Annotated in this window: 15 protein-coding genes; 8 read left to right on the top strand and 7 right to left on the bottom strand. The window is 67.6% G+C overall.

The window, feature by feature from the left end:
• Positions 1-43: 43 nt before the first annotated feature.
• Both ACTHQX_RS13335 and ACTHQX_RS13330 read right to left on the bottom strand, forming a co-directional pair.
• Positions 44-2,551 (bottom strand): beta-glucosidase family protein, encoded by a 2,508-nt coding sequence (locus ACTHQX_RS13335; protein ID WP_440157723.1) that lies wholly within the window; start codon positions 2,549-2,551, stop codon positions 44-46.
• The gene (locus tag ACTHQX_RS13330; RefSeq protein ID WP_440157724.1) at positions 2,552-3,829 is read right to left on the bottom strand and encodes an MFS transporter; all 1,278 of its coding nucleotides are present in this window, start codon (positions 3,827-3,829) and stop codon (positions 2,552-2,554) included.
• Positions 3,830-3,962: 133 nt separating this feature from the next.
• Between ACTHQX_RS13330 and ACTHQX_RS13325 the strand changes: the two genes are divergently transcribed.
• Positions 3,963-4,553: a TetR/AcrR family transcriptional regulator gene (locus tag ACTHQX_RS13325; RefSeq protein ID WP_440157725.1), complete on the top strand. Its 591-nt coding sequence runs from the start codon at positions 3,963-3,965 to the stop codon at positions 4,551-4,553.
• Positions 4,554-4,659: 106 nt separating this feature from the next.
• Here the strand turns inward: ACTHQX_RS13325 and ACTHQX_RS13320 are convergent, their stop codons facing one another.
• Positions 4,660-5,673: a LacI family DNA-binding transcriptional regulator gene (locus tag ACTHQX_RS13320; RefSeq protein ID WP_440157726.1), complete on the bottom strand. Its 1,014-nt coding sequence runs from the start codon at positions 5,671-5,673 to the stop codon at positions 4,660-4,662.
• Between the two features lie 216 nt (positions 5,674-5,889).
• Here ACTHQX_RS13320 and ACTHQX_RS13315 point away from each other — a divergent pair, with 216 nt between their 5' ends.
• From ACTHQX_RS13315 to ACTHQX_RS13300, 4 genes are read left to right on the top strand one after another with little or no spacing between them, the layout of a single operon-like run.
• Complete coding sequence (locus ACTHQX_RS13315; protein WP_440157727.1) at positions 5,890-7,308, top strand: Gfo/Idh/MocA family protein; 1,419 nt, start codon at positions 5,890-5,892, stop codon at positions 7,306-7,308.
• A 24-nt stretch (positions 7,309-7,332) separates the two neighbouring features.
• Positions 7,333-8,340: an NAD-dependent epimerase/dehydratase family protein gene (locus ACTHQX_RS13310; protein WP_440157728.1), complete on the top strand. Its 1,008-nt coding sequence runs from the start codon at positions 7,333-7,335 to the stop codon at positions 8,338-8,340.
• Positions 8,337-9,242 (top strand): 5-dehydro-4-deoxyglucarate dehydratase, encoded by a 906-nt coding sequence (locus ACTHQX_RS13305; RefSeq protein WP_440157729.1) that lies wholly within the window; start codon positions 8,337-8,339, stop codon positions 9,240-9,242. The genes ACTHQX_RS13310 and ACTHQX_RS13305 overlap by 4 nt, the downstream gene beginning before the upstream one ends.
• Entirely contained in the window at positions 9,242-10,375 is a 1,134-nt protein-coding gene (locus ACTHQX_RS13300; protein WP_440157730.1) for a mandelate racemase/muconate lactonizing enzyme family protein, read from the top strand. Before ACTHQX_RS13305 ends, ACTHQX_RS13300 begins: the two co-directional genes overlap by 1 nt.
• Positions 10,376-10,482: 107 nt before the next feature.
• On the opposite strand, the gene ACTHQX_RS13295 is transcribed toward ACTHQX_RS13300, so the two are convergent.
• Positions 10,483-11,616, bottom strand: a complete 1,134-nt coding sequence (locus ACTHQX_RS13295) for a M24 family metallopeptidase (protein WP_440157731.1) — start codon at positions 11,614-11,616, stop codon at positions 10,483-10,485.
• Complete coding sequence (locus tag ACTHQX_RS13290; protein WP_440157732.1) at positions 11,613-13,643, bottom strand: DUF6807 family protein; 2,031 nt, start codon at positions 13,641-13,643, stop codon at positions 11,613-11,615. Before ACTHQX_RS13290 ends, ACTHQX_RS13295 begins: the two co-directional genes overlap by 4 nt.
• 373 nt (positions 13,644-14,016) lie before the next feature.
• On the opposite strand from ACTHQX_RS13290, the gene ACTHQX_RS13285 reads away from it, so the two are divergent.
• The 3 genes from ACTHQX_RS13285 to ACTHQX_RS13275 all read left to right on the top strand — a co-directional run bounded on the left by ACTHQX_RS13285 (position 14,017) and on the right by ACTHQX_RS13275 (position 17,390).
• Positions 14,017-14,961: a carbohydrate ABC transporter permease gene (locus ACTHQX_RS13285; protein ID WP_440157733.1), complete on the top strand. Its 945-nt coding sequence runs from the start codon at positions 14,017-14,019 to the stop codon at positions 14,959-14,961.
• Positions 14,951-15,898 carry a carbohydrate ABC transporter permease gene (locus ACTHQX_RS13280; protein ID WP_440157734.1) on the top strand — a complete coding sequence of 316 codons (948 nt, stop codon included), beginning with the start codon at positions 14,951-14,953 and terminating at the stop codon, positions 15,896-15,898. The genes ACTHQX_RS13285 and ACTHQX_RS13280 overlap by 11 nt, the downstream gene beginning before the upstream one ends.
• A 142-nt stretch (positions 15,899-16,040) precedes the next feature.
• Positions 16,041-17,390 (top strand): ABC transporter substrate-binding protein, encoded by a 1,350-nt coding sequence (locus tag ACTHQX_RS13275; protein ID WP_236809423.1) that lies wholly within the window; start codon positions 16,041-16,043, stop codon positions 17,388-17,390.
• A 91-nt stretch (positions 17,391-17,481) separates the two neighbouring features.
• On the opposite strand, the gene ACTHQX_RS13270 is transcribed toward ACTHQX_RS13275, so the two are convergent.
• Together ACTHQX_RS13270 and ACTHQX_RS13265 are read right to left on the bottom strand one after the other, a co-directional pair.
• Positions 17,482-19,497 (bottom strand): beta-galactosidase, encoded by a 2,016-nt coding sequence (locus tag ACTHQX_RS13270; RefSeq protein ID WP_440157735.1) that lies wholly within the window; start codon positions 19,495-19,497, stop codon positions 17,482-17,484.
• Between the two features lie 39 nt (positions 19,498-19,536).
• Positions 19,537-21,606, bottom strand: a complete 2,070-nt coding sequence (locus ACTHQX_RS13265; protein WP_440157736.1) for a DUF6807 family protein — start codon at positions 21,604-21,606, stop codon at positions 19,537-19,539.
• Positions 21,607-21,751 lie beyond the last annotated feature (145 nt).

The following is a 21,751-nucleotide window of genomic DNA, read 5'->3' as shown; positions in this document are numbered from 1 at the left end:
GCGGTCAAAACGACATTAACTGCGAGTCAGTTGGGTTGACGGGTCAGCGGACCTCGACCTCCAGCGCCTGGAAGTCGTCGGCCGCGTGCCGGCCCACCAGCAGGCGGAAGGTGCCGCGCTCAACCTGCCAGCCGCCGTCGTAATGGCCAAACGCGCGGGCCGGGATCCGCACCTCAACGGTGTCCGTGCCGCCTGCCGCCAGGTGAGTCCCCGCGTACCCCGCCAGCCAGCGGACGGGCCGCTCCACCGCCGAATCCTCACGGGACAGGTAGACCTGGACCACTTCGCGGCCGGTGCGGGTGCCGGTGTTCCGGACGGGGACGTGCACCACGAGGTCCTGGCCCGCCGGAACGGACTGCGGCGCGTGCGCGGAGCCGAGTTCGAACGTCGTGTAGCCGAGGCCGAAACCGAACGGCAACAGCGGAGCGGCCCCGCCGGCGGCCTGCTGCTTGAGCCAGGCGCGGTAGCCGACGTGAATGCCCTCGCTGTAGACCACCTTGCCGTCAACGGGCGTGGTGCTCAGCACGGGAACGTCCTCGAGCGCAGCCGGCCAGGTGGTGGGAAGCCGGCCGCCGGGCTCCTCCTTGCCGAGCAGGATATCCGCCACGGCGGTGCCGAACTCCTGGCCGCCGAACCAGCCCAGCAGCACCGAACTGACCCGGTCCAGCCACGGCATCAGCACCGGCGAACCGGCGTTGACCACCACGACGGTGCGCGGGTTGACCGCGGCCACGGCCTCGACAAGCTCGTTCTGGTGGCCCGGGAGGTCCAGGTCCTTGCGGTCAAAGCCCTCGGATTCGATGGCGGCGTTGGTGCCCACCACCACGACGGCGACATCGGCCGTCCGTGCCGCCTCGACGGCCGCCCGGATCTCGGCCTGGGGGTCGGTGACCATGGCCTCCTCGCCGAGCAGGATGGCGGTCAGCGGAATCTCCTGCTGCTGCGGCAGCTGGTACAGCGCGTCGATGACGAACCGCTGGCCGGCGGCGGCCTCGAAGGCGTGAATGGTCTGGGGCGGATCGAACAGGGCGGCGCCCAGGACGTCGGTGTCGTCCTCAAGTTCGCCGTTGAAGACCTCGGTGCCGCCGATGGAGAGGGCGATGGGGCCCACCGTGCCCACGCCGAGGTGGTGGACGCCGGCGGTTTCGGCTGTCCATTCGGTCTGCATGCGGATGGCAGCCGCGCCCTCCGGAATGCCGACGCCGAACCAGATCAGGTGCGACGCCAGCCGGTCTTCGCCCGAGATCTCCGTGCCGTCGGCCGCCAGGAAGGTGACGCGCATGCCCGGCACGCCGCTGACCGGGTTGTGCAGGGCCTTGCGGGCGAACGGCTGCAGCCCCTCGGCCACCTTGGCGCCGCGGGCGTAGGTGACCGTGACGTCGTCGGGCAGTGCCTTGCGCAGGCCCTCCAGCGGCGAGACCGTGTACCGCGGCATGACGGTGGCGCTGCCGCCGCCCTGCGTGCGGGCCTCCTCGGCGTTGTGGCCGATGACGGCAACGCTGCTGAGCGAATTGGCGTCGAGCGGGAGGAGGCCGCCCTCGTTGCGGACCAGCACGGCTCCGCGGACTGCCACCTCGCGGGCCACCTGGGCGCCGTCGAGTTCCATGGGGAAGGCGGTGGCTGCGGCATCGAAACCTTCGAGCGAACCGACCCTGGCGGCCAGGCGCAGAATGCGGGTGACCTTTTCCAGGATCGCGTCCCCGCTGACGCGGCCGTCCTCGACGGCGGCAAGCAGCTTGGCGCCCCAGTGGCCCACCGGGCCGGGCATCTCCAGGTCCTGGCGGGCGTTGGCGGCATCCACCGAACGGACGCCCGTCCAGTCCGAGACTACGACGCCGTCGAAGCCCCACTCGGTGGACAGCGGGGTTTCCAGGAGCTTGTTCTCGCTGGCCGTGGTGCCGTTGATGGAGTTGTAGGAGCTCATGACCAGCCAGGCGCGCGCCTCGGTGACGGCATCCTCGAACGCGGCCAGATAGAGCTCCCGCAGGGGCCGCTCATCGACGACGGAATCGGCGGTGAAGCGGTCAGTCTCGGCCTCGTTGGCGAGGTAGTGCTTAGGGGTGGCGCCCACGCCCATGGACTGCACGCCGGAAACGTAGCCGGCGGCCAGGGTGGCGGTGAGGCGCGGATCCTCACTCATGCATTCGAAGTGGCGGCCGCCCAGCGGGGAGCGGTGCAGGTTGATGGTGGGTCCCAGGACGGCGTGGACGCCCTTGCGGCGGGCCTCCTGGCCCAGCACCTGGCCGTAGCGGCGGGCGATGTCCACGCTCCAGGTGGCGGAGAGGGCGGACGACGACGGTAGGGAAACTGAGTCGTGGCGCTCGTCGAAGTCTTCACCGCGGACGCCGGCGGGGCCGTCGGACAGCACGATCCGGCTCAACCCGATTTCCGGCAGTGCGTGCGTGGACCAGACATCCGCGCCGGTGAGCAGCCTGACCTGCTGCTCCAGGCTCAGGCTTCCGGCCAGCTCGCGCAGGCGCGCCTCGGCCTCCGCCGGCAGTTCCGCGTTTGCGGCGCGGAAGGACTTTTGTGCGGACAGGGTGGGGTTCACTTACTTGACTCCTTTGATGCGGGTGACGAGGACGGCGCCGATGATTCCGACGGCGGCCCCGCCGAGGAAGAGTGCGGGGTAGCCCCCGAGCGCGATGACGGGGAAGGCGACGGCGGGCACGATGGACTGGGGGAGCGCCTGGGCAATGTTGAAGACACCGAAGGTCTTGGCATTTTCCGTCTGGCCGCTGGGCAGCAGGTCGGCGATGAGGGCCACATCTACGGCGCCGAAGCAGCCCAGGCCGAGGCCTACGATCGCCTGGCCCACGAGGACCTGGCCCGTGCCGGGGCTCATGGCGATGACGATCAGGCCCGCCATGATAATGAGGCTGGAGGCAATCACCAGGGCCTTGCGCTTGCCGATCCGGTCGCTGATCCAGCCGCCCGCGATGCTGGTGACCACGGTGCCCGCGGAGCTGACCAGGGTGGCCTGGAAGACCAGCGAGGGGATGCTTTCCTCGGCCACATGGAGCTGGTCGGCGAAGAAGTACGGCAGGTAGAGCAGGCCCGCGCAGTAGCCGATGTAGACCATGAACTTGGTCAGCCAGGCCCAGCCGAGGCCGGGGTGGAGGCGCGGATCGAAGTAGAACGAGCCCAGGATCTCCTTCAGGTCAAGGGGCGCCGGCCGCTCGGTGAGGACCCGGTCCTTGAAGGTGAAGGCGAAGCCGATGGCCAGCGCGGTGCCCACAATTCCGGGAACCACCGCCATCTGGAAGGCATTGTCGAAGAGCTGCGCGAAGTAGGCCGCGGCCACGAGGCCAATCGGCAGGGTCATGCCGATGAGGCCGGAGAGTCGGCCGCGCTCGGCCGGGCCGGCCTGGTCCGGGAGCGTCGCAACTAGGGCGGCCAGCGCGGCGTTGAATCCCAGCTGCGCCACCACCCAGGCACCCAGGACGCCGGCTACATCGCCGGCGAGGCCCAGGAAGAAGAGTGCGGCGAGTCCGATCAGCGAACCGCCAACAATCCACGGCTTGCGCATGCCGAACCGGGAGGTAGTGCGGTCGCTCAGGCGCCCGAAGAACGGGTTTGCCAGCAGGGCGATGACGGCCCCGGCACCGGCCACCAGGCTCAGTGCTCCGGCCCTGGTTTCCGGAGTGGTGATCTCGGAGACCTTGATGGCGAGGACGACGAGGGCCGGCGCGAGCAGGGCCATCCACAGGCCGGCGCTGGCGATGGGCATGCCGATGACGTAGGCCCGGGGTGCCTTGACGGACGGTCCTGCGGTTGAAGAGAGTGCGGGCGGTGCCGCGGTCTCCTCGGAGAGGGATTCGATGGCCACATTGCCTCCTGACGAAAAAGTGACCCACCGTTGGGCCGCAGAGTAAGCCTAGCGCCGAAAACCGAGTCTGACTAGGTTTTGCTAAATTTTGACTTGTCCACCGGCGGCCGGAGCCGTGAAATAAACTGGCGAAATGTCTCCCTCCAAGCCCCGCGGGCAGTACGCCAAAGGCGCCGAACGCCGCGAGCAGATCATCCAGACCGCCACAGATGTATTTGCCAGCGAAGGCTTCGAGGGCGCTGCCCTCAAGCGCGTGGCCGAGCTTGTGGGGGTCAAGGAAGCAACGCTCTTCCACTACTTCAGCGGCAAGCAGGAGCTGCTGACGGCGGTGCTTGCCGAGCGCGACCGGCGCAGCAGGGACATCGGGGGATTGGCCGAGTTTGGACTGTCCATGCTGGCCTCGGTCGCGGAGCGGAACGAGAAAGAGCCCGGGCTGACCACGCTTTACGCCGTGGCATCGGCTACGGCCAATGATCCCGGGCACGCTTCGCACGGCTACTTCCAGGACAGGTACTCCCAGCTGGTCGAGGAGCTGGCGCTCGACATCGTCCGGCGCCAAGACGCGGGGGAGGTCCGGTCCGACGTCGCAGCGGAGTCACTCGCGCGGCTGGTCATCGCAGCCTTCGACGGCCTCCAGCTGCAGTGGCTGTACGACAAGAAAGTGGACATGGCCGGCGGCCTGACGGAGCTCGTCGACGTGCTCCTGGTCCCGGCCAAGCCCTAACCCCCCGGCGCCCCTAAAGCGCCCGAGGCAAGGAGTTTTTGTCCACTTGTCACGACTTCGGGGGCGGTAGCGGCCATCATCTGGACAAAAACTCCGGACCCGGCGGCTACTTTGCCGCGGGGCCGGTGCTTCCCCGGATTTCAAGGCGGGGTTGGAAGGTACTCTCCTCTTCGGGTGCCTCGGCGTTGCGGATCAGGGCCCGCAGGCTGTGCCAGGCGTGTTCGCCGAGCTCCGTGATCGGCACTGCGGCGGTGGTGAGCGGCGGGGTGGTGTATCGGGCAAAAGGGATGTCGTCGAAGCCCGTGACGGAGATGTCCCCAGGAACGCGGACCCCGCGCTCGTGCAATCCGCTCAGGAGCCCCATGGCCACGAGGTCGTTGAACGCGAGGACTCCGGTGGCCCCGCTGGCCAGCACCTCGTCCACCGCTTCATGGCCGGTTTCGAAGCTGGAGCCGCCCTCGAGCATCCGGAGCTCGACGCCGGGATGTGCGGCCCGGAACTTGTCCAGCCCTGCCATGCGTGCCCGGTTGGAGGCGCTTCGGGCGGGGCCGGCCAGGAAGGCGATGCTGGTGTGCCCCAGGTCCACCAAATGTTCCGCGAGCTCCTGGACGCCCTGGCTGTAGTCCACCTCAAGGCTTGGCACGCGGGTTTCCGTGGTGCTGCGGTTGATCAGGACCACGGGGTGAAGCGAGGGGGCTAATTCCTCGAGTTCGGCGTCGCCCATACGCGGCGCACACAGCACGAGCCCGTCGCAGCGGCGCCGCGCTTCCCCGGCCAGAATCGCCTCCTCGCTGGAGACTTCCGAGGAGTCCGCGATGAGCACGCGGTAGCCGTCCTGGGCCGCGGCCATGCTCAGCCCGCGCAGGATGGCCTGGAATGTGGGGTTGGCGAGGTCGGGCACCACGATGCCGATGGTGTCGGTCTTGCCCAGGGCAAGGCTGCGGCCCACGGGATTCGGCTGGTAGTTCAAGTCCGCCGCGGCATCCCGCACGCGCTGGGCAATGGCGGGATCCACGGTGAAGTTGCCGTTCATCACGCGGGAAACGGTGGCGTGCGAGACGCCGGCCTTGAGAGCGACGTCCGCGATGCCGACACGCCGGGTGCCGGTTCTCCTGCCCATATGTTTCCTTCCTGTCCTCCTCCGTCAGTCCGCTGCCACGGAACTAACACGGTCCGCTGCTGCTGCACGCCCGGCTTTCGAAGGATGGTTGACGCGCTCGCCGGAGTCTTGATACAAAGCTTATAACGTTTCGAGAAAACGCTTTCTCAGGATTCTTCCTTCACGTGGGCAGGGCGTCAGGCCGCCCGCGTACCGCCTTTGGAAAGGGGCCCACCCATGGTCAATGTCGACACCGCCCGGCAGCCACAGCCTGAAACGGAAACACCGGTGACGCGGTCCCGGATCGCCCTGATCGGCACCGGCGGCCGCTCGGAAATGTACATCCGGGCCATCCTCGGCCAGCACGCCGATGTGGCCGAACTGGTGGCCCTCTCGGACGCCAATCCGGGCCGCGTGGAGTACTACCAGCGGCTCATCCGGGAACTCGGCGCGGAGGCGCCGGCCGACTCCTTCGACCCCGGCAACCTGACCGAATACATCAGGGCAAACGCGATCGACCGCGTCATCGTCACCACCCCCGACTACACCCACGCGGACTACATCGTCGAGGCGCTGGAGGCGGGTGCCGATGTCGTCGTCGAAAAGCCGCTGACCATCGACGCCGAGGGCTGCCGCCGCATCACCTCAGCCGTTGCAGCCACCGGCCGCAACGTGGTGGTCACCTTCAACTACCGCTACTCGCCGCGGAACAGCGCGCTGAAGCAGGTCATCCAGGACGGCGTGATCGGCAAGGTCACGTCCGTAGACTTCAGCTGGGTCCTGGACACGGTCCACGGAGCCGACTACTTCCGCCGCTGGCACCGCGACAAGCAGAACTCCGGCGGGCTGCTCATCCACAAGGCCTCCCACCACTTCGACCTGGTCAACTGGTGGATCGACGACGTGCCCGAGCGGGTCTACGCCTCCGGCGGCCTGCGGTTCTATGGCGCCAAAAATGCCGCGGAGCGCGGCCTCGGCGCCCGGCCCGAGCGCGGCACCACAGATGATGGCACCCTGGAGAACGGCTCCCAGGGCAGGGACCCCTTCGCACTGGACCTCCGCAAGGACGAGCGGCTGCGTGAGCTGTACTTCGACAACGAGAAGTTCGACGGCTACCGCCGGGACCAGGACGTCTTCACCGAGGGCATCACCATTGAGGACAACCTGGCGCTCACGGTGGACTACGACGGCGGGCCCACGCTCAACTACTCCCTGAACGCCCACAGCCCGTGGGAGGGCTACCGGGTTGCCGTTAACGGAACCGAAGGCAGGGCCGAGTTGGAGGTGGTGGAGCGTGCCGCCGTCGTCCACAGCACCGACAAGAAGACGGTGGTGGACCCCTCCGCCACGCCCGTTGAGGAGGACGACGCCGTACGCCGCAACGGCGAACGGCTCGTGGTCCAGCGCCACTGGGAGCCCGCCTATGAAGTGCCCATCGTCAACGGCGAGGGCGGCCACGGCGGCGGCGACAACCTGCTGCTTTCCGACCTTTTCAACGGCCCGGGCGAGGATCCGCTGGGGCGCCCGTCCGGTTACCTGGACGGCTTGCGCTCGGTATCTGTCGGCATCGCAGGCAACGCCTCGCTGGAAACCGAACTTCCCGTCCGCATCAGTGAGCTTGGCCTGGGCGTGGAACTGCGCCGCGGCCGGGCCTGAACGCAGCAGGAACAGGAAAACACCATGAGCAGAATTCTTGTCACCGGCGGCGCCGGGCGGCTGGGACGCAGCGTCGTCGCTGGCCTCGCCGGAGCGGGCCACGAGGTCATCTCGGCGGACCGGGACGCTGTCCCGGACGGCACATTCCCGGCCGGCGTCGCACAGGAAACGGCGGACCTGCTGGTCCCCGGCGAGGCGTTCCGCCTCCTGGAACGCACAGCGCCCGACGCCGTCATCCACCTCGCTGCTATCGCCGTGCCTTTCAGTGCACCCGAGGAGGTCATTTTCAGCACGAATACGCGCCTCGCGTTCACGGTGGTCAGCGCGGCCACCGAACTCGGCATCGGGAAGATCATCACGGCCAGCAGCCCCACGGTCCTGGGCTACGGCTCGCCCGCCGGCTGGCTGCCGGACACCTTCCCGGTGGACGAGGCCACGACGCCCCGCCCCTGGAACGCCTACGCGCTGTCGAAGCTGATTGCCGAACAGACCGTGCAGATGTTCGCAGCTGCCCAGGGGGACCGCATCCGCTATGCGGCCTTCCGTCCCTGCTACGTCATCTCGCCGGAGGAATGGGAGGGCGCTCCCACCCAGCAAGGGCACACCGTCCGCGAACGCCTCACCGACCCCGCCCTGTCCGCGCCGGCCCTCTTCAACTACGTGGATGCCCGGGATGTGGCCGACTTCCTGGATGTGCTCCTGCGGAACATGGAGTCCATCCCCAACGGCGAGACCTTCTTCGTGGGGGCCGCCGATGCGCTGGCCACCGAACCGCTGGCCGCGCTTCTCCCCCGGTTCCTGCCCGGCAGTGCCGGCCACGCCGCCGGACTCTCCGGCACCAGTCCCGCCTTTTCCATCGCCAAAGCCAAGCGGCTGCTCGGCTGGGAGCCCCGGCGCACGTGGCGCACTGAACTCGCCTGGACCGGGGAAGCCCGGACCGAGGAAACCCTGACCGGGGAAACCTTGGTCGGCGCCGCCGCAGGACCAGCCAGCCCAGGATCAGCCACACCCGGACCACAGGAGACCAAATGAACCTCGACGGCGTGCTTTTCTTTCCCGTCACCCCCTTCGGCGCCGACGGAACCGTGGACGTTGCGGTCCTGAAGGAACACATCGCCTCGCGCCTGGCGCACCGTCCTGGCGGGGTGTTCCCGGCCTGCGGCACCGGCGAATTCCATGCCCTGAGCATTGATGAGGTGCGCACCGTGGTGGCGGCCGCCGTCGAAACCGTCAACGGCCAGGTGCCGGTCATCGCCGGCGCCGGCGGTCCCCTGGGCCACGCGCTCGCCGCAGCCCGCGCGGCCGAGGAGGCGGGCGCGGACGCGCTGCTGGTTCTGCCGCCGTACCTGGTGTCCGGTCCCACCGACGGCGTGGTGGCCTACATTGAGGCGGTGGCGGGCGCGAGCAGCCTCCCGGTGATCGTGTACCACCGCGGCACGGCAAAGTTCACGGCAAAGGCCATTGCACAGCTGGCCGCCAACCCCAAGGTGATCGGCTTCAAGGACGGGATCGGCGACGTCGGCCTGGCCCAGGAGATCGTCTCCGCCGTCAAGGCCAGCGGCCGGAAGGATTTCCTGCTCTTCAACGGCCTGCTGACCGCCGAGCTGACGCAAGGCGCCTACCGCGGACTCGGCATCCCGCTGTACTCCTCGGCGGCCTTCGCCATGGCACCGGAAATCGCCACCGCCTACTACGACGCCTACGCCAGCGGCGACGAGGCCCGCCGGGAGGCCCTGATCGACGGCTTCTACGCGCCCCTCGTGCGCCTGCGGGACCAGACGCCGGGCTTTGGCGTCTCCCTGATCAAGGCGGGGCTGCGCCTCAGCGGCCTGGCGGTGGGACCGGTCCGGCCCCCGCTGGTGGACCCCACCGAGGACCAGCTCGTGGAGCTCAAGGCAATCCTGGCCAAGGGCCACGAACTGGCCGGCCGCTGATGGCGGCCAAGATCGCGGGACTCCACACGCGCCTGATCACGGTGCCGCTGCGGCGCAGCTGGGGTGCTGATGCGCCGGAGAACCACATCATCGCCACCAGCCTTTTTACGGACGACGGCGGTGCGGGGCACGGTTTTTCCTGGACGCCCACCATTGGGCCGCAGGCCGTCAAGGCCCTCCTTGACCACGACATCGCGCCGTTCATCACCGGGCTCGACGCCAACCCCGAGGTCGTCTGGGACCAGCTCTGGAAAAGGCTGCACGAGGCCGGCGGCGGCGGGCTCACCACCATTGCCATGGCCGGCGTCGACCTTGCCCTCTGGGATCTGGCAGCCCGCACCGCGGGCGTGCCAGTGGCCGGGCTGCTGGGCCAGCGGCAGGAATCGGTGGACGTCTACGGCTCGGGCGTCAACCTGCATTACTCGCTTGAGGAACTCGTGGCGCAGACCGAACGGTGGGTGGCCGCCGGCCACCAGGCCGTGAAGATCAAGGTGGGCAAACCGGACCTGGCCGAGGACGCCGAACGCGTGGCAGCCGTCCGCTCGGTGCTCGGCCCGGACCGCCGGCTCATGATCGACGCGAACCAGCGCTGGGACCTGCCCGCCGCCCTCCGTGCCCTGGACGTACTGGGCCAGTTCGGCCTGGACTGGCTGGAGGAACCGCTGCGCGCCGATGACCTCTCGGCCTACCGCCGCCTGCGGAAGCAGTCGCCGGTGCCCATCGCCCTGGGCGAGAACGTCCACACCATCTACCGCTTCCGGGACTTCATCGAGGCCGAGGCCGTCGACATCATCCAGCCCAACATCATCCGCGTGGGCGGTATTACGCCCTTCCGGCGCATCGTCGAGCTGGCCCGGGCCAACAGCATCCGGGTGGCACCGCACCTGCTGCCCGAGCTGTCCGGCCAGCTGGCCCTGACCCTCGCCGAGTCCGTAAGCGTGGAGGACGTGGAGGACGCCTCCTTCGAACAGCTGGGCATTCTGGCCGGCCAGTCGCCGGTTCGGATCCGGAACAGCCGCCTTTACGGCACGGGCCTCCCGGGACTGGGGTTCAGCTTCACCGCGGCGCTCCTGCCCGAGCCGCGGGACCGCGCCTTCGACCTGCCGGCCGACCCCGCGTTCCGGCTCTCGTAGGTCCCGCGGTCAACGAAGTAAGTACGCGCACCCCAAGTAAGTAGCAGCACAGGGCGTTCCCAGGTCTGGGAACGCCCTGTGCTGCTACCTGGATGGGTAGGCCCGGGCTACAGCTGCAGTGTCAGCGGCCGGGGGAGTCCGTTGATGTCCGAGGCCGGCCACCGCGGGTCGAGCGTCAGGACGCTGGTTCCCGCCGCCGTCAGCTGGACCGTGTCCTCGATCTTGACGCCCGGGCCGGACGGATTCCAGGTGAAGGCCTGGTTGGGCACCACGACGTCGTCCGTGGCGGCGGTGGCGCGCGGATCGCGGCCTGCGTAGCCGGCGGGTCCGCCCTGGTGGTGCAGCATCCACTGGTCGGTGCCGAAGCCGTGCCGGGCGTAGGCGGCCTGGATCTCGGCGAAGATGCCGCCGAGCCGGGCGCCCGGAACCGTGGCAGCGAAGATGTCCGCCTCAACCGCCGCGATGCGTTTCTCGGCGTCCAGCTCGTCGGGGGTGCCGGCGTCGAACCTCACCCACCTGGTCACGTTGGCCACCAGGCCGTGCCGCCGGGCGCAGACCACGGCCATGGCGCGGCGGCCCAGGGGCGAGTGGGTGGCCAGCGGGTGCCGGAACGCGCTGCGCGAGCTGCCGTTGCAGAGAAGGACCAGGGGCTCCGCGCCCGCCGCGACGATCTGCGCGGCAAGCGCGGAGGCGACCTCGAACTCGGTAGTGTCCGGCCTTGCCCGGGACAGGACGTCGGTCATGGCGCCTGCGGCATCCGCGCACAGCTGCGCGTAGCGGGCACTCTCGCCGGGCAGCATGGGCTGCCGGGCTGCCCGCAATTCCGCGGCCACGGCATTCTCTGCCAGCGGCTCTCCGGGTCCGGCCAGTGCAGCGGCGGCGTCCGCGAGCTGTCCGTGCCAGGGAACCGTGTGAAGTTCGACGCCGGGTGGCAGCTCTTCGGCGGCGAGCCGTTCCGCCTCATTGTTGAAGGTGATGAGGCGGTCGCCGGTCCGGTCCACGAGGAGCGCCGCGATCGGGTCGCCCGCCAGGCTGATGTGCATCCGGCTGCCGTCCAGGTACCACGTGAGGGCGGTGTTGCTGGTGAGGAGGAGCGAGTCGCGTTCCGCGGCCTCGAGAATGTCCAGCACCCGCCGCCGCTTTAGCGCCCGGTCCGCCGGCGTCCCGGGGGCGGTGCTGCCCGCGGGACACTCCCAGTCGGGCCCTGCCGCCAGCGCTTGGCCGACCTGCCCGGCGTTCATGAGCTGCCCTCCATGCCCGTCACCAGTGCGTCAATGTCAGCGGTTCCGAGCCGCGCATCGGACACGAACACGGTGACACTCCTGGTGACCGATTCTCCGGGCTGCAGGAGTGCCGGCTCCTCCCAGGCGAGCGATTGTCCGACACCCGGATAACTTCCCACCCGCACGAACCACGGATCGTCGCAATCCGCCGGGGATGTGAAGACCAGCGTGGCCGGATTCCCGCCGAAGGTTCCGCTCCACGCGAGCCACTGGCTCACGGATCCATGCACCGCGGCCTCCCCTGATCCCGCCGGGGACCAAACTCGGGCGTCGTCGCAGGAAGCCAGGCGCCAGAAGAACCCGCCGTAGCCGCCTAGCCGCCGCCCGTTGGAACCGGGACTGCCCAGGCTGACGGCAGCGTCACCCGCCGGCGTCAGGGTGAAGTCCAGCGTCAGGCGCCAGGTCTGAAGGTCGACGGCGGCCCATGTCCAGTTGCGCTGCTCCCGCAGAACCGGGGCGCCGTCGGGTCCGTTCCAGGACAGTACCTCAGAGAGCGCACTGCCGGATGAGTCACTGCTCGTTGAGGTGCGCACAATCCTGCCGTGATCCGGGCGCCAGACGTAACGGCCGGCGTCGCGCGTGTACGTCCGCCCGCCCCAGAAGTTGATGCCGTTGACGTCCTGTACTGCCACTCCGACGCCAAGGTGCCACACGTGATCGGTGGGCTGGTGGTCAGTCACCACGGTGCCTGCCAGCGTACGAACCGGATGCAGGTAAGGCCGCGGGGATGAGGCGGGGCGGATGCGGCTCCCGTCCTGATAACTGGCTACTTCGCGTCCGCCGACCGTGCAAGTGGCGGCTGGCTCCAGCGGTCTGGCCCACGGTGCGCCCAGTTCGGAGAAGGTTGCCTGCGCGAGGGTGGCGCGTTCGATCAGTTCAGCGATTCCCTCTACGACGGGGTGGGAATCATCGCCGCTGCCTTCCCACTTGATGTACCTGTCGTCAATCTGTTGCGGTGCGGGTGCCGTGCGGATTGCTTCGAGCACAGCCATAAAGGCTCCCGAGCCGGACAGCGGGCTGAGCAGCTCTCCGCCCGAGGCGCGTACCTCCAGCAGATTCTCCAGCAGATCCGTGCGGGGGAATAGTTCCCGGCGTTCGCCGTGGTCAGTGCTCACCACCAGTTCATCCTCCGTGTAAAAGAGCTCTGCCTTGCCTGCCGTGCCGAAAACAGTGATGGAAGGACGTGTCTGCCGGGCGGCGCAAAGGGTCAGTGCGCAGGTGAGGACCTGTCCCGCGGAGGTGCGGACCCGGATCACCGACGTGTCGTCGCTTTCAGTAGGGTGTGCGCGATAGAGATCGGTGTCCACGCAGGCCACATCATCAAGGGTGCGGGCAGCGGCGATGCTGAGACCCGTCACCACGGCGTGTGCCAGCGCGTTGGTGGCGACGCCGTCAACCACATCGGTTCCGTTGATGGCCCGCTTGCCGGCCCAGCGCGAGCGCTTGAAGTAGCCGCGAGTCCGTAGCCAGGCTCCCGCGGCGCCCAGTCCGAGCACGTCCCCGATCTCCCCGTCCGCGATAAGCCGCCGGATCGCGGGCAACGCGTCGGATCCCAGGCTCTGGAAGCCAACCTGCACGAGCCGGCTTGCTGACTCTGCGGCCGCCAGCAGTTCCTGGAACTGCTGCAGGGACGCTGCGGGGGGCTTCTCCACGTAAACGTCCGCGCCAGCGGACAGGGCAGCCATGGCGAGGGGAACGTGTGTCTGGATGGGGGTAGCCAGGATGACGACATCCGGAGCGGTCCCCGCCTGAAGGAGGTGATCGAGAGTCTGGAAGACGGCTACGGAGTCTTCCAGGACTCCGTCTGCGGGAGGGCGGGGGTCCGCTATTGCCACGAATTCGAGCACTCCGGACGCCTCCAGCCGGGCCAGGTTGGCCAGGTGCCGCGCGCCGAAACCGTGTACGCCGACGAGGGCGATCCGGGGGACCGGGGTCTGTGCCCTGTGGGGGGCGGGAGAGGGAGCGTAAGCGGAAGGTAGCGACATGCGGGTTGATCCTTGCGTGGGAAGTACTGCTGGACAGGGAGGGAAACGCAGGCAGTAACACCGTACCTGAGAAAGCGTTTTCTGACACCTGCCTGCTGGTGGCCTCCCTTGGCTTGGCCGGACGTGGAAAGCGTTTTCCTAAATTTACGAAATAATCTATACATCGCCTTGGAAAGCGTTTACCGTTGTAGCGACGGCTTCACGAGAGTGACGGAGGGCACAAAGCACTCCTGCCGAATGAAGCATTAATCCGCGGCAGAGGCGTTCCTGAGTATCTGGGACGGAACGCCCGCGCGGGAATGGCCACGATGACCAAAGGAGACCGCATGGCCGCTCAACACATACCTAAGCCGCAGCGAGCGAGGTGCGCGCCGTGAGTGCCATTACCGAACTCACGTCCCTCTCGCGCCGCAAGGGGCCGAAGACTGCCGAAGAGAAGAAGGCCAGCGGGCGGGACAACAAGGCCGCCTACATCTTCCTGCTTCCGTGGCTGGTGGGACTGGTGGCTATCACCGTCGGTCCCATGGTGATGTCGCTGTACCTCTCTTTCACCGACTACAACCTGATTCAGGCCCCGGAGTGGGTGGGCCTGGAGAACTTCCAGCGGATGTTCACCGACGCGAGACTGCACAATTCGCTCGGGGTGACGTTCACGTATGTACTCGTCGGCGTTCCGCTGCAGCTGGCGGTTGCCCTGCTGATCGCGCTGGTACTGGATAAAGGCCTTCGTGGCCTCCCGTTCTACCGTTCTGTCTTCTACTTGCCGTCGCTGCTGGGCGGCTCGGTGGCCATCGCGATCCTGTGGAAGCAGATCTTCGGCACCACCGGCCTCGTGAATCAGGTACTTGCCCTTGCCGGCATCGAGGGTCCGGGGTGGATTTCTGACCCGAGTACGGCGCTGGGGTCGATCATCTTGCTCCACGTCTGGACTTTCGGCGCTCCGATGATCATCTTCCTTGCCGGCCTGCGCCAGATACCCAACATGTACTACGAAGCCGCCGAGGTGGATGGTGCCACCAAGCTCCAGCAGTTCTGGCGCATCACCCTGCCGCTCCTGAGCCCCATCATCTTCTTCAACCTGGTGCTGCAGATCATCGGATCATTCCAGTCGTTCACGCAGGCGTTCATCGTCTCCGGCGGCAACGGCGGCCCTTCGGATTCGACGATGTTCTTCACGCTCTACCTTTACCAAAAGGGCTTCGGCCAGTTCGATATGGGATACGCCTCCGCCATGGCCTGGTTCCTGCTGGTCATCATCGGCGCCTTCACCGCCATCAACTTCATCGCTGCAAAGTATTGGGTTTTCTATGACGACTAAGCTGGAGACGCTGCCCGCCCCGAGTAAGAAAGCTCCGGCCGGCAAGCCAACGAACCCCCGAGGGCCACGCAAGAGCCGCGAATCACGCGGCGGCCTTGCCTTTAGCCGCAGCGCACGTACCAAGGCACTGATCAAGCATGCGATCCTGATAGTCACCGGCGGAGTCATGATCTACCCGCTGCTGTGGATGGTTGTTTCCTCGCTGCGCGCCAACGAACTCATCTTCCGCGAACCCGGTCTGTGGCTGAACAGCCTCGAGATGGGCAACTACACGGACGGATGGTCGGCGCTGACCCACCCGTTCGGCCACTACATGCTCAATTCCGCGGTGGTTGTGCTGGGATCAATCCTCGGCAACCTGATCTCCTGCTCCATGGCCGCTTACGCCTTCGCCAGGCTCCAGTTCACGGGGCAGAAGATCTTCTTCGGCATTATGCTGCTCACCATCATGCTGCCGTTCCACGTGGTGATTGTCCCGCAGTACATCCTGTTCTCGCAGATCGGCTGGGTGAACACCTTCTGGCCGCTCATCGTTCCGAAGCTCCTGGCCACCGACGCGTTCTTCGTGTTCCTGATGGTCCAGTTCATCCGGGGCATCCCAAAGGAACTTGATGAGGCCGCAAGGATCGACGGCGCCGGCCACCCGCGGATCTTCCTGCGCGTAATTCTGCCGCTGATGGTCCCCGCGCTGGCCACCACCACCATCTTCACCTTCATCTGGACCTGGAACGACTTCTTCGGTGCCCTCATCTACCTGACGGACCCTGACATGTTCACTGTGCCCGTTGCGCTCCGCGCGTTCGTGGATTCGCAGTCCGCTACCAGCTGGGGCTCACTCTTCGCCATGTCCATCGTTTCGCTTCTGCCCGTGTTCCTGGTTTTCCTCTTTGGGCAAAGGTTCCTCATCAAGGGAATCGCCACGACCGGCATCAAGTAGGCCGCGAACGAACACCGGGGCCGCTGGCTTCCGGCGCAATCGGGCACAAATGCTTGTAATACAAGATAAGTACTTATAACATTAGTTGGAAAGCGTTTTCCATCTCCTTCAAGATCAACGAAGATCGGAGTGAACTGTGCAACTGTTCCCCAAACCTGGCCCTGATGCCGAGGCCCGCCGGCCCCAGGTATCCAAGACCCCGCGACGGCTCCGGAAGGCGGGAGTGGTTGCTGCCGCAGCCGCCGTCGTCCTTGCGCTCAGCGCCTGTGGCGGCGGATCTGCCGCCCAGAGCGCCGACGGAACGGTTGAACTCCGTTTCTCCTGGTGGGGCAGCGACAAGAGGGCGCAGGTCACCCAGGAAGCCATCAAGGCCTTCGAAGCCGAAAACCCGAAGATCAAGATCAAGCCGGAGTACGGCGACTGGAGCGGTTACTGGGACAAGCTGGCCACGCAGGTGGCTGCGAACGACGCTCCCGACATCATCCAGATGGACGAAAAGTACATCACCGAGTACTCCAGCCGCGGAGCCCTGCTTGACCTCTCGAAGTACGGCATCGACACATCCAAGCTCGACGAGGCCACGCTGAAGGCGGGGCAGAGCGAGGACGGCCTGACGGGTATCCCCGCCGGCATCAATGCAGCCACCATCCTTGCGAACCCGGCCGTGTTCAAGGCAGCAGGTGTGGCATTGCCCGACGACGCGACCTGGACCTGGGAAGACTTCGAACGGATCTCCGCCGAGGTGACGGCTAAATCCCCGAAGGGCACTTACGGGGCGGCCGCCTACGGGACCGATGAGGCATCCCTGGGCGTATGGCTGAGGCAGAACGGAAAGTCCCTCTACACCGAAGACGGCAAGCTCGGCTTTGAGCCGGCGGACATCGCCGCCTGGTGGGCCTTCCTGAAACAGATGAGTGAGGGCAAGGCAGTTCCCTCGGCGTCGGAGGTTGTTGAGGCCGAAGCAGCACCCCTGGACCAGAGCGGCCTCGCAACGGGCAAGAATGGACTCGCCTTCTGGTGGTCCAACCAGCTTCCCGCCCTGGAAAAGGCCGCAGGCTCGGAACTGAAGGTTCTGAGGTTCCCCACCAAGACCGGCTCCGCTGCTGATGCCAAGCTCTGGTACAAGGCCTCGCAGTTCTGGTCGGCATCCTCCAGAACCAAGCACCCTGAGGAAGTCGCCAAATTCATCAACTTCCTGGCGAACGACGCCAAGGCCGGCGAGGCACTCCTGGCCGACCGTGGTGTCTACCCGAACACCGATGTGCGCGCGGCGATCTCCGCCAAGCTGACCCCTGCGGACGTCAAGGTTGTGAAGTTCATCGACCAGATCAAGAACGAACTCGGTGAGGCTCCTGCCCCGCCGCCGAAGGGCGCGGGTGCCATCCAGGAAATCATCAAGCGTTACACCTCCGAGGTGCTGTTCAACAGGCTTTCCGCAGATGAAGCCGGTAAGAAAGCGGTGGATGAGATGACGTCAGCCATCAGCAGCTAGCTCCACCACGGAAAGGAAATCCCCGGGCCGTCTCCCACCAGAGATTGCCCGGGGTTTTCCGCGCGTGGGGTCAAAAACTCCAGAGAACCGGTCAGTCCTCGGCGATCACGGCCACAGCTCCGCCGGGGACAATGCCGCCGAAACGCCCGCCGCCCAGCAGTTCCTCGCCGTCGGCCTTCACTTCCGCGTCCTCCCGGCCGTGATTGATGGCGAAGAGGAAGCGGCGCCCGTCCGCCGTGACCCGCCGGGTCAGTTCGACGCCGGCGGCGGCTTCCGCGGAGGCCGCCACTCCCGCTTCGGCCAGGAGCCGGTCCAAGAGGCGTTCGATGCCGTCGCGATCGAGGAGGGTGGCCAGGTACCAGGCGGCGCCCAGGCCGGCGCTCCTCCGGGTCAGTGCGGGCACGCCGGAGAGCGGGTAGCCGGTGAAGGTGGCCACCGCCTCGGCCCCGGCAAGGTGGACGTGTTCGCTCCACACCCGGCCAATGGTGCCGTCGCTCAAAGTCACCCGGCCGCCCTCGAGCAGCGGGTGGAACTCCTCGGTCCTGATGCCCAGCAGCTCCCGGAAGGCTCCAGGGTAACCGCCCAGCCTGATGTGGTCGCGCTCGTCGACGATGCCGCTGAAGTAGCTGACCAGCACCGTGGCTCCGGCCTCGGCAGCGGCGGCAACATTGGCCGCTGCGTCATCGTTGACGCAGTACAGCGTGCACACCAGGACCAGGCGGTAGCCGGAGAGGTCCGCGGCCGGGGGGACGAAGTCCACGCTCACGCCGCGCAGGAACAGCGAGCGGTGGAACGCCCTGATCAGGTCCAAATACTTCACGTCCTCGCTCGGGTGCGAGTCCAGTTCGCTGGCCCACCAGGCCTCGTAGTCGAACACGATGGCCACCCGGGATTCCACGGTGGAGCCTTTGACCGGCCCAAGCCGCTTGAGAGCCTCGCCGAGGGCCACCACCTCCCGCCACACCCGGGTGTCGCGGCCGCCGTGCGGCACCATCGCCGAATGGAACTTCTCGGCGCCGGCAACGCTCTGCCGCCACTGGAAGAACATGACGGCATCGGCGCCGCGGGCCACGTGGGCCAGCGAGTTGCGGAGCATTTCACCGGGCATCTTCGGCTGGTTACGGGCCTGCCAGTTCACCGCCGACGTCGAGTGCTCCATCAGGATCCAAGGCCTATTGCCCGCGACGCCGCGTGTGAGGTCCGCGCTGAACGCCAGCTCGATTTCGCGCTCCGGATCCGCGGCCACCAGGTAGTGGTCGTTGGCCACCACGTCCAGGTCCTTCGCCCAGTCGAAGTAGTCCAGGGACTTGGTGGCGCTGGACACCATGAGGTTGGTGGTGGCCGGAACGTTGGGCGTCACCTCGCGGATCACCGCCAGCAGACTCCGGTAGTAGTCCATCAGCGCCCACGAGCTGAACCGCTGGAAGTCCAGCCGCTGCGTCGGGTTGAGGGTGGTGGGGGCGGCCCGAGGCGGGATGACCTCCTCCAAAGAGGCGTAGTGCTGGGACCAGAAGGCCGTGCCCCACGCCTCGTTCAGCGCCTCGATGCCGCCGTAGCGCCGTTCCAGCCAGCGCCGGAACGCCGCGGCGTCCTCCGCGCCGTAAAACTCGGAAACGTGGCAGCCCAACTCGTTGTCCACGTGCCACAGCGCCAGCGCCGGGTGGTCCTTGTACCGTTCGGCGAGCTTCCGTGTGATGCCCGCGGCATACCGGCGGTAAACAGCGGACGACGGCGAGTAGTGCCGCCGGGAGCCGCGTTCCAGGACGGTGCCCTCCGCTGTCACCGGCAGGACTTCCGGATGCTTCCGCACCAACCAGGCTGGGGGAGCGGCCGTGGCCGTGGCGAGGGCCACCTTGATGCCTGCGCCGTCCAGGTTGTCCAGGACCTCGTCCAGCCAGCCAAAGTCGTACTCCCCTTCGCGCGGCTCCAGGAGAGCCCAGGAGAAGATGGCCACGCTGAGCAGGGTCACCCCGGCCTCCTTCATGAGACCGATGTCCTCCAGCCGGACCTCGGCCGGCCACTGCTCGGGGTTGTAGTCACCTCCGTAGGCCAGGCCCGGGCCGTTGTTCCAGAGGGGAGCTTGAGGAGAGGCTTCTTGCTCGGGCATGGGGCTCCTTTGCCGGGACGGTGCTGACCCTGTCTTAGGCTAGCGCCGCGCCAGGAGGGATGCGACGGCGGCCGGCGACAGTTCGCCGTCGCACACCCACACGCTCAGGCTCCGCCGAAGCGATTCCCCTGCGGCCAGCGTCACTGGCCGGTCCCAAGCCAGGGCCGACCCGACCCCGGGGTACCCGGAGCGGCGGACGAACCACGGATCGGCTGCCTCGGCCGGGGCCCCGAACACGAGGGTCGCAGCCTGCCCGGAACGGGTGCCGGGCACCTCGCCGAAGGAGGCGGTCCATGCCAGCCACGGCGCCACGGAGCCGTGGACGGCGGGTTCGCCCTCGGCGTCGGACGTGAAGATGCGGGCACCGCTGCAGGCCGGAAGGCGCCAGAAGAAACCGCCGTAGCCGCTGCCGGCTGCGCCGTTGGAACCGGGGCTCCCCAGTGAAACGTCGACGACGACGGTCAGCTCCGTGCCCAGGTCCAGGCGCCACACGCTCTCTCCCAGGACCTCGCGGCTGGCAGTCCGCTGTTCGGTGAGCAGGGGCTGTCCGTCCGTGCCGAGCCACCGGAGCTCCCGGGTGTCGAATCCGTCCGGATCACCCGCAGCGGCGGGGAGCAGTTCGATCCGGCCGTGGTCCTGCCGGGAGACGTACGCGCCGGCGTCGCGCCTGTACGTTTTGCCGCCCCAGAAGTTGGTGCCATTGACGTCCTGGAGCGCGAAGCCGGCGCCCAGATGCCACGGGTGGTCGGCGGGGAGATGGTCCGTCACAACGGTCCCGCCGAGTGTGGCGACCGGGTGCAGGTAGGGCCGCGGCGATAACCGCGCGTTGAGCCGCGCGCCGGTGCGCCGGACGGCCAGCGGACGGCCGCCGTCGTCGAACAGCACAGTGGCGGCGCCAGGCTCAGCGGCGCGCGCCCACGGCAGGGCGAGTTCGCGGAAGGTGGCGTGGGCGCCGATGGCCCGCTCCAGGGCGTCCTCGATGCCGGGAATCACCGCATGGGCGGCATCGCCGTCGCCCTCCCAGCGCACGAAGCCAGGAGTGACCGGCGCCGGCGGCTCGGCGGTACGGACGGCCTCAAGCACCAGCATGAACGCGCCGGAGTCGTTGAGGGCGCTGGTGAGTTCTGTGTCCCCAGCGAGGTATTCCAGCAGGTTCTCGGTGAGGTCGTCGCGGCCGAACTGCAGCGAGTGCTCTCCGTCGGCGTTGCTGACGTGCAGCCGGTCTTTCGTGTAGTGGAAAACGGCCGTTCCCTCGGAGCCCTGCAGGGTGATGTACGGCTCCACGGACTCCGAGGCGCAGAGCGTCAGGGCGCATGTAATCGGCAGGCCGGCGGAGGTCCGGATCCGAATGACCGACGTGTCGTCGGCCTCGATGTCATTCGCGCGGTACAGGTCCGTCTCCACGGAGGCCACATGCTCCACGGTTCGGGCACCGGCGATCCGCAGGGCGGTGGCGATGGCGTGTGCCAGGGGATTGGTGGCCACGCCGTCCACCACGTCCACGCCGTCCATGCTGCGCTTGCCGGCCCACCGGGAGCGCTTGTAGTAGGCGCGGTCCCGCACCCAGCGCCCGGTTGCGCCGATCCCCTGCAGCGTGCCGATGGTCCCGTCGTTGAGGAGCCCGTCAATGGCCGCCAGCGCCTGCGATCCGAGGCTCTGGAATCCGATCTGCACGCTGCGTCCGGATGCTTGAGCGGCCTCCTGCAGTCGGCGGAAGTCGGCCAGCGAAGCCACCGGGGGCTTCTCCAGGTAGAGGTCGGCGCCGGAGGCCAGGGTGGCCAGGGCAAGCGGCGCGTGGGTCTGGATGGGCGTGGCGATAATGACCACGTCGGGCCGGTGGTTGCCCGCGAGGAGGGACTCCAGGTCGGGGTGGATCACGGTGGTGTCCGGCAGCGCGCCCGGGGCCGGTGGATTCGGGTCGGCCACGGCCACGAGTTCCACTGCGCCGGCCTGGGTCAGCCGTTCGAGGTTCTTCAGGTGGTGGGCGCCGAAGCCATGGACGCCGATCAGGGCCACACGTGCCGGGCCGGTGCGGTGCGGGGAAGCGGCTTTGGCGGCTGGCAGGCCTGACGGGCCTGACGGGCCGGGCTGCGTCAGAGGGATATCCATGGTGCTCCTGTCCGGCGCTGCGGTGCTGCGCGACGCCATCGTCAACCGTTACACGGGAGCGTGCATGCGTCCTTGGCAAGCGCTTTCCCGGGTGGTCTGCCACCAAGTGTACTCCCTGACCGGAAGTGCCGGTCCGGTGGGAGTC

This window comes from Arthrobacter sp. SAFR-023 (assembly GCF_051965295.1).
Lineage (GTDB): Bacteria > Actinomycetota > Actinomycetes > Actinomycetales > Micrococcaceae > Arthrobacter.
The sequence above is the reverse complement of the archived record's forward strand: the minus strand, read 5'-3'. Positions and strand labels throughout refer to the sequence as shown.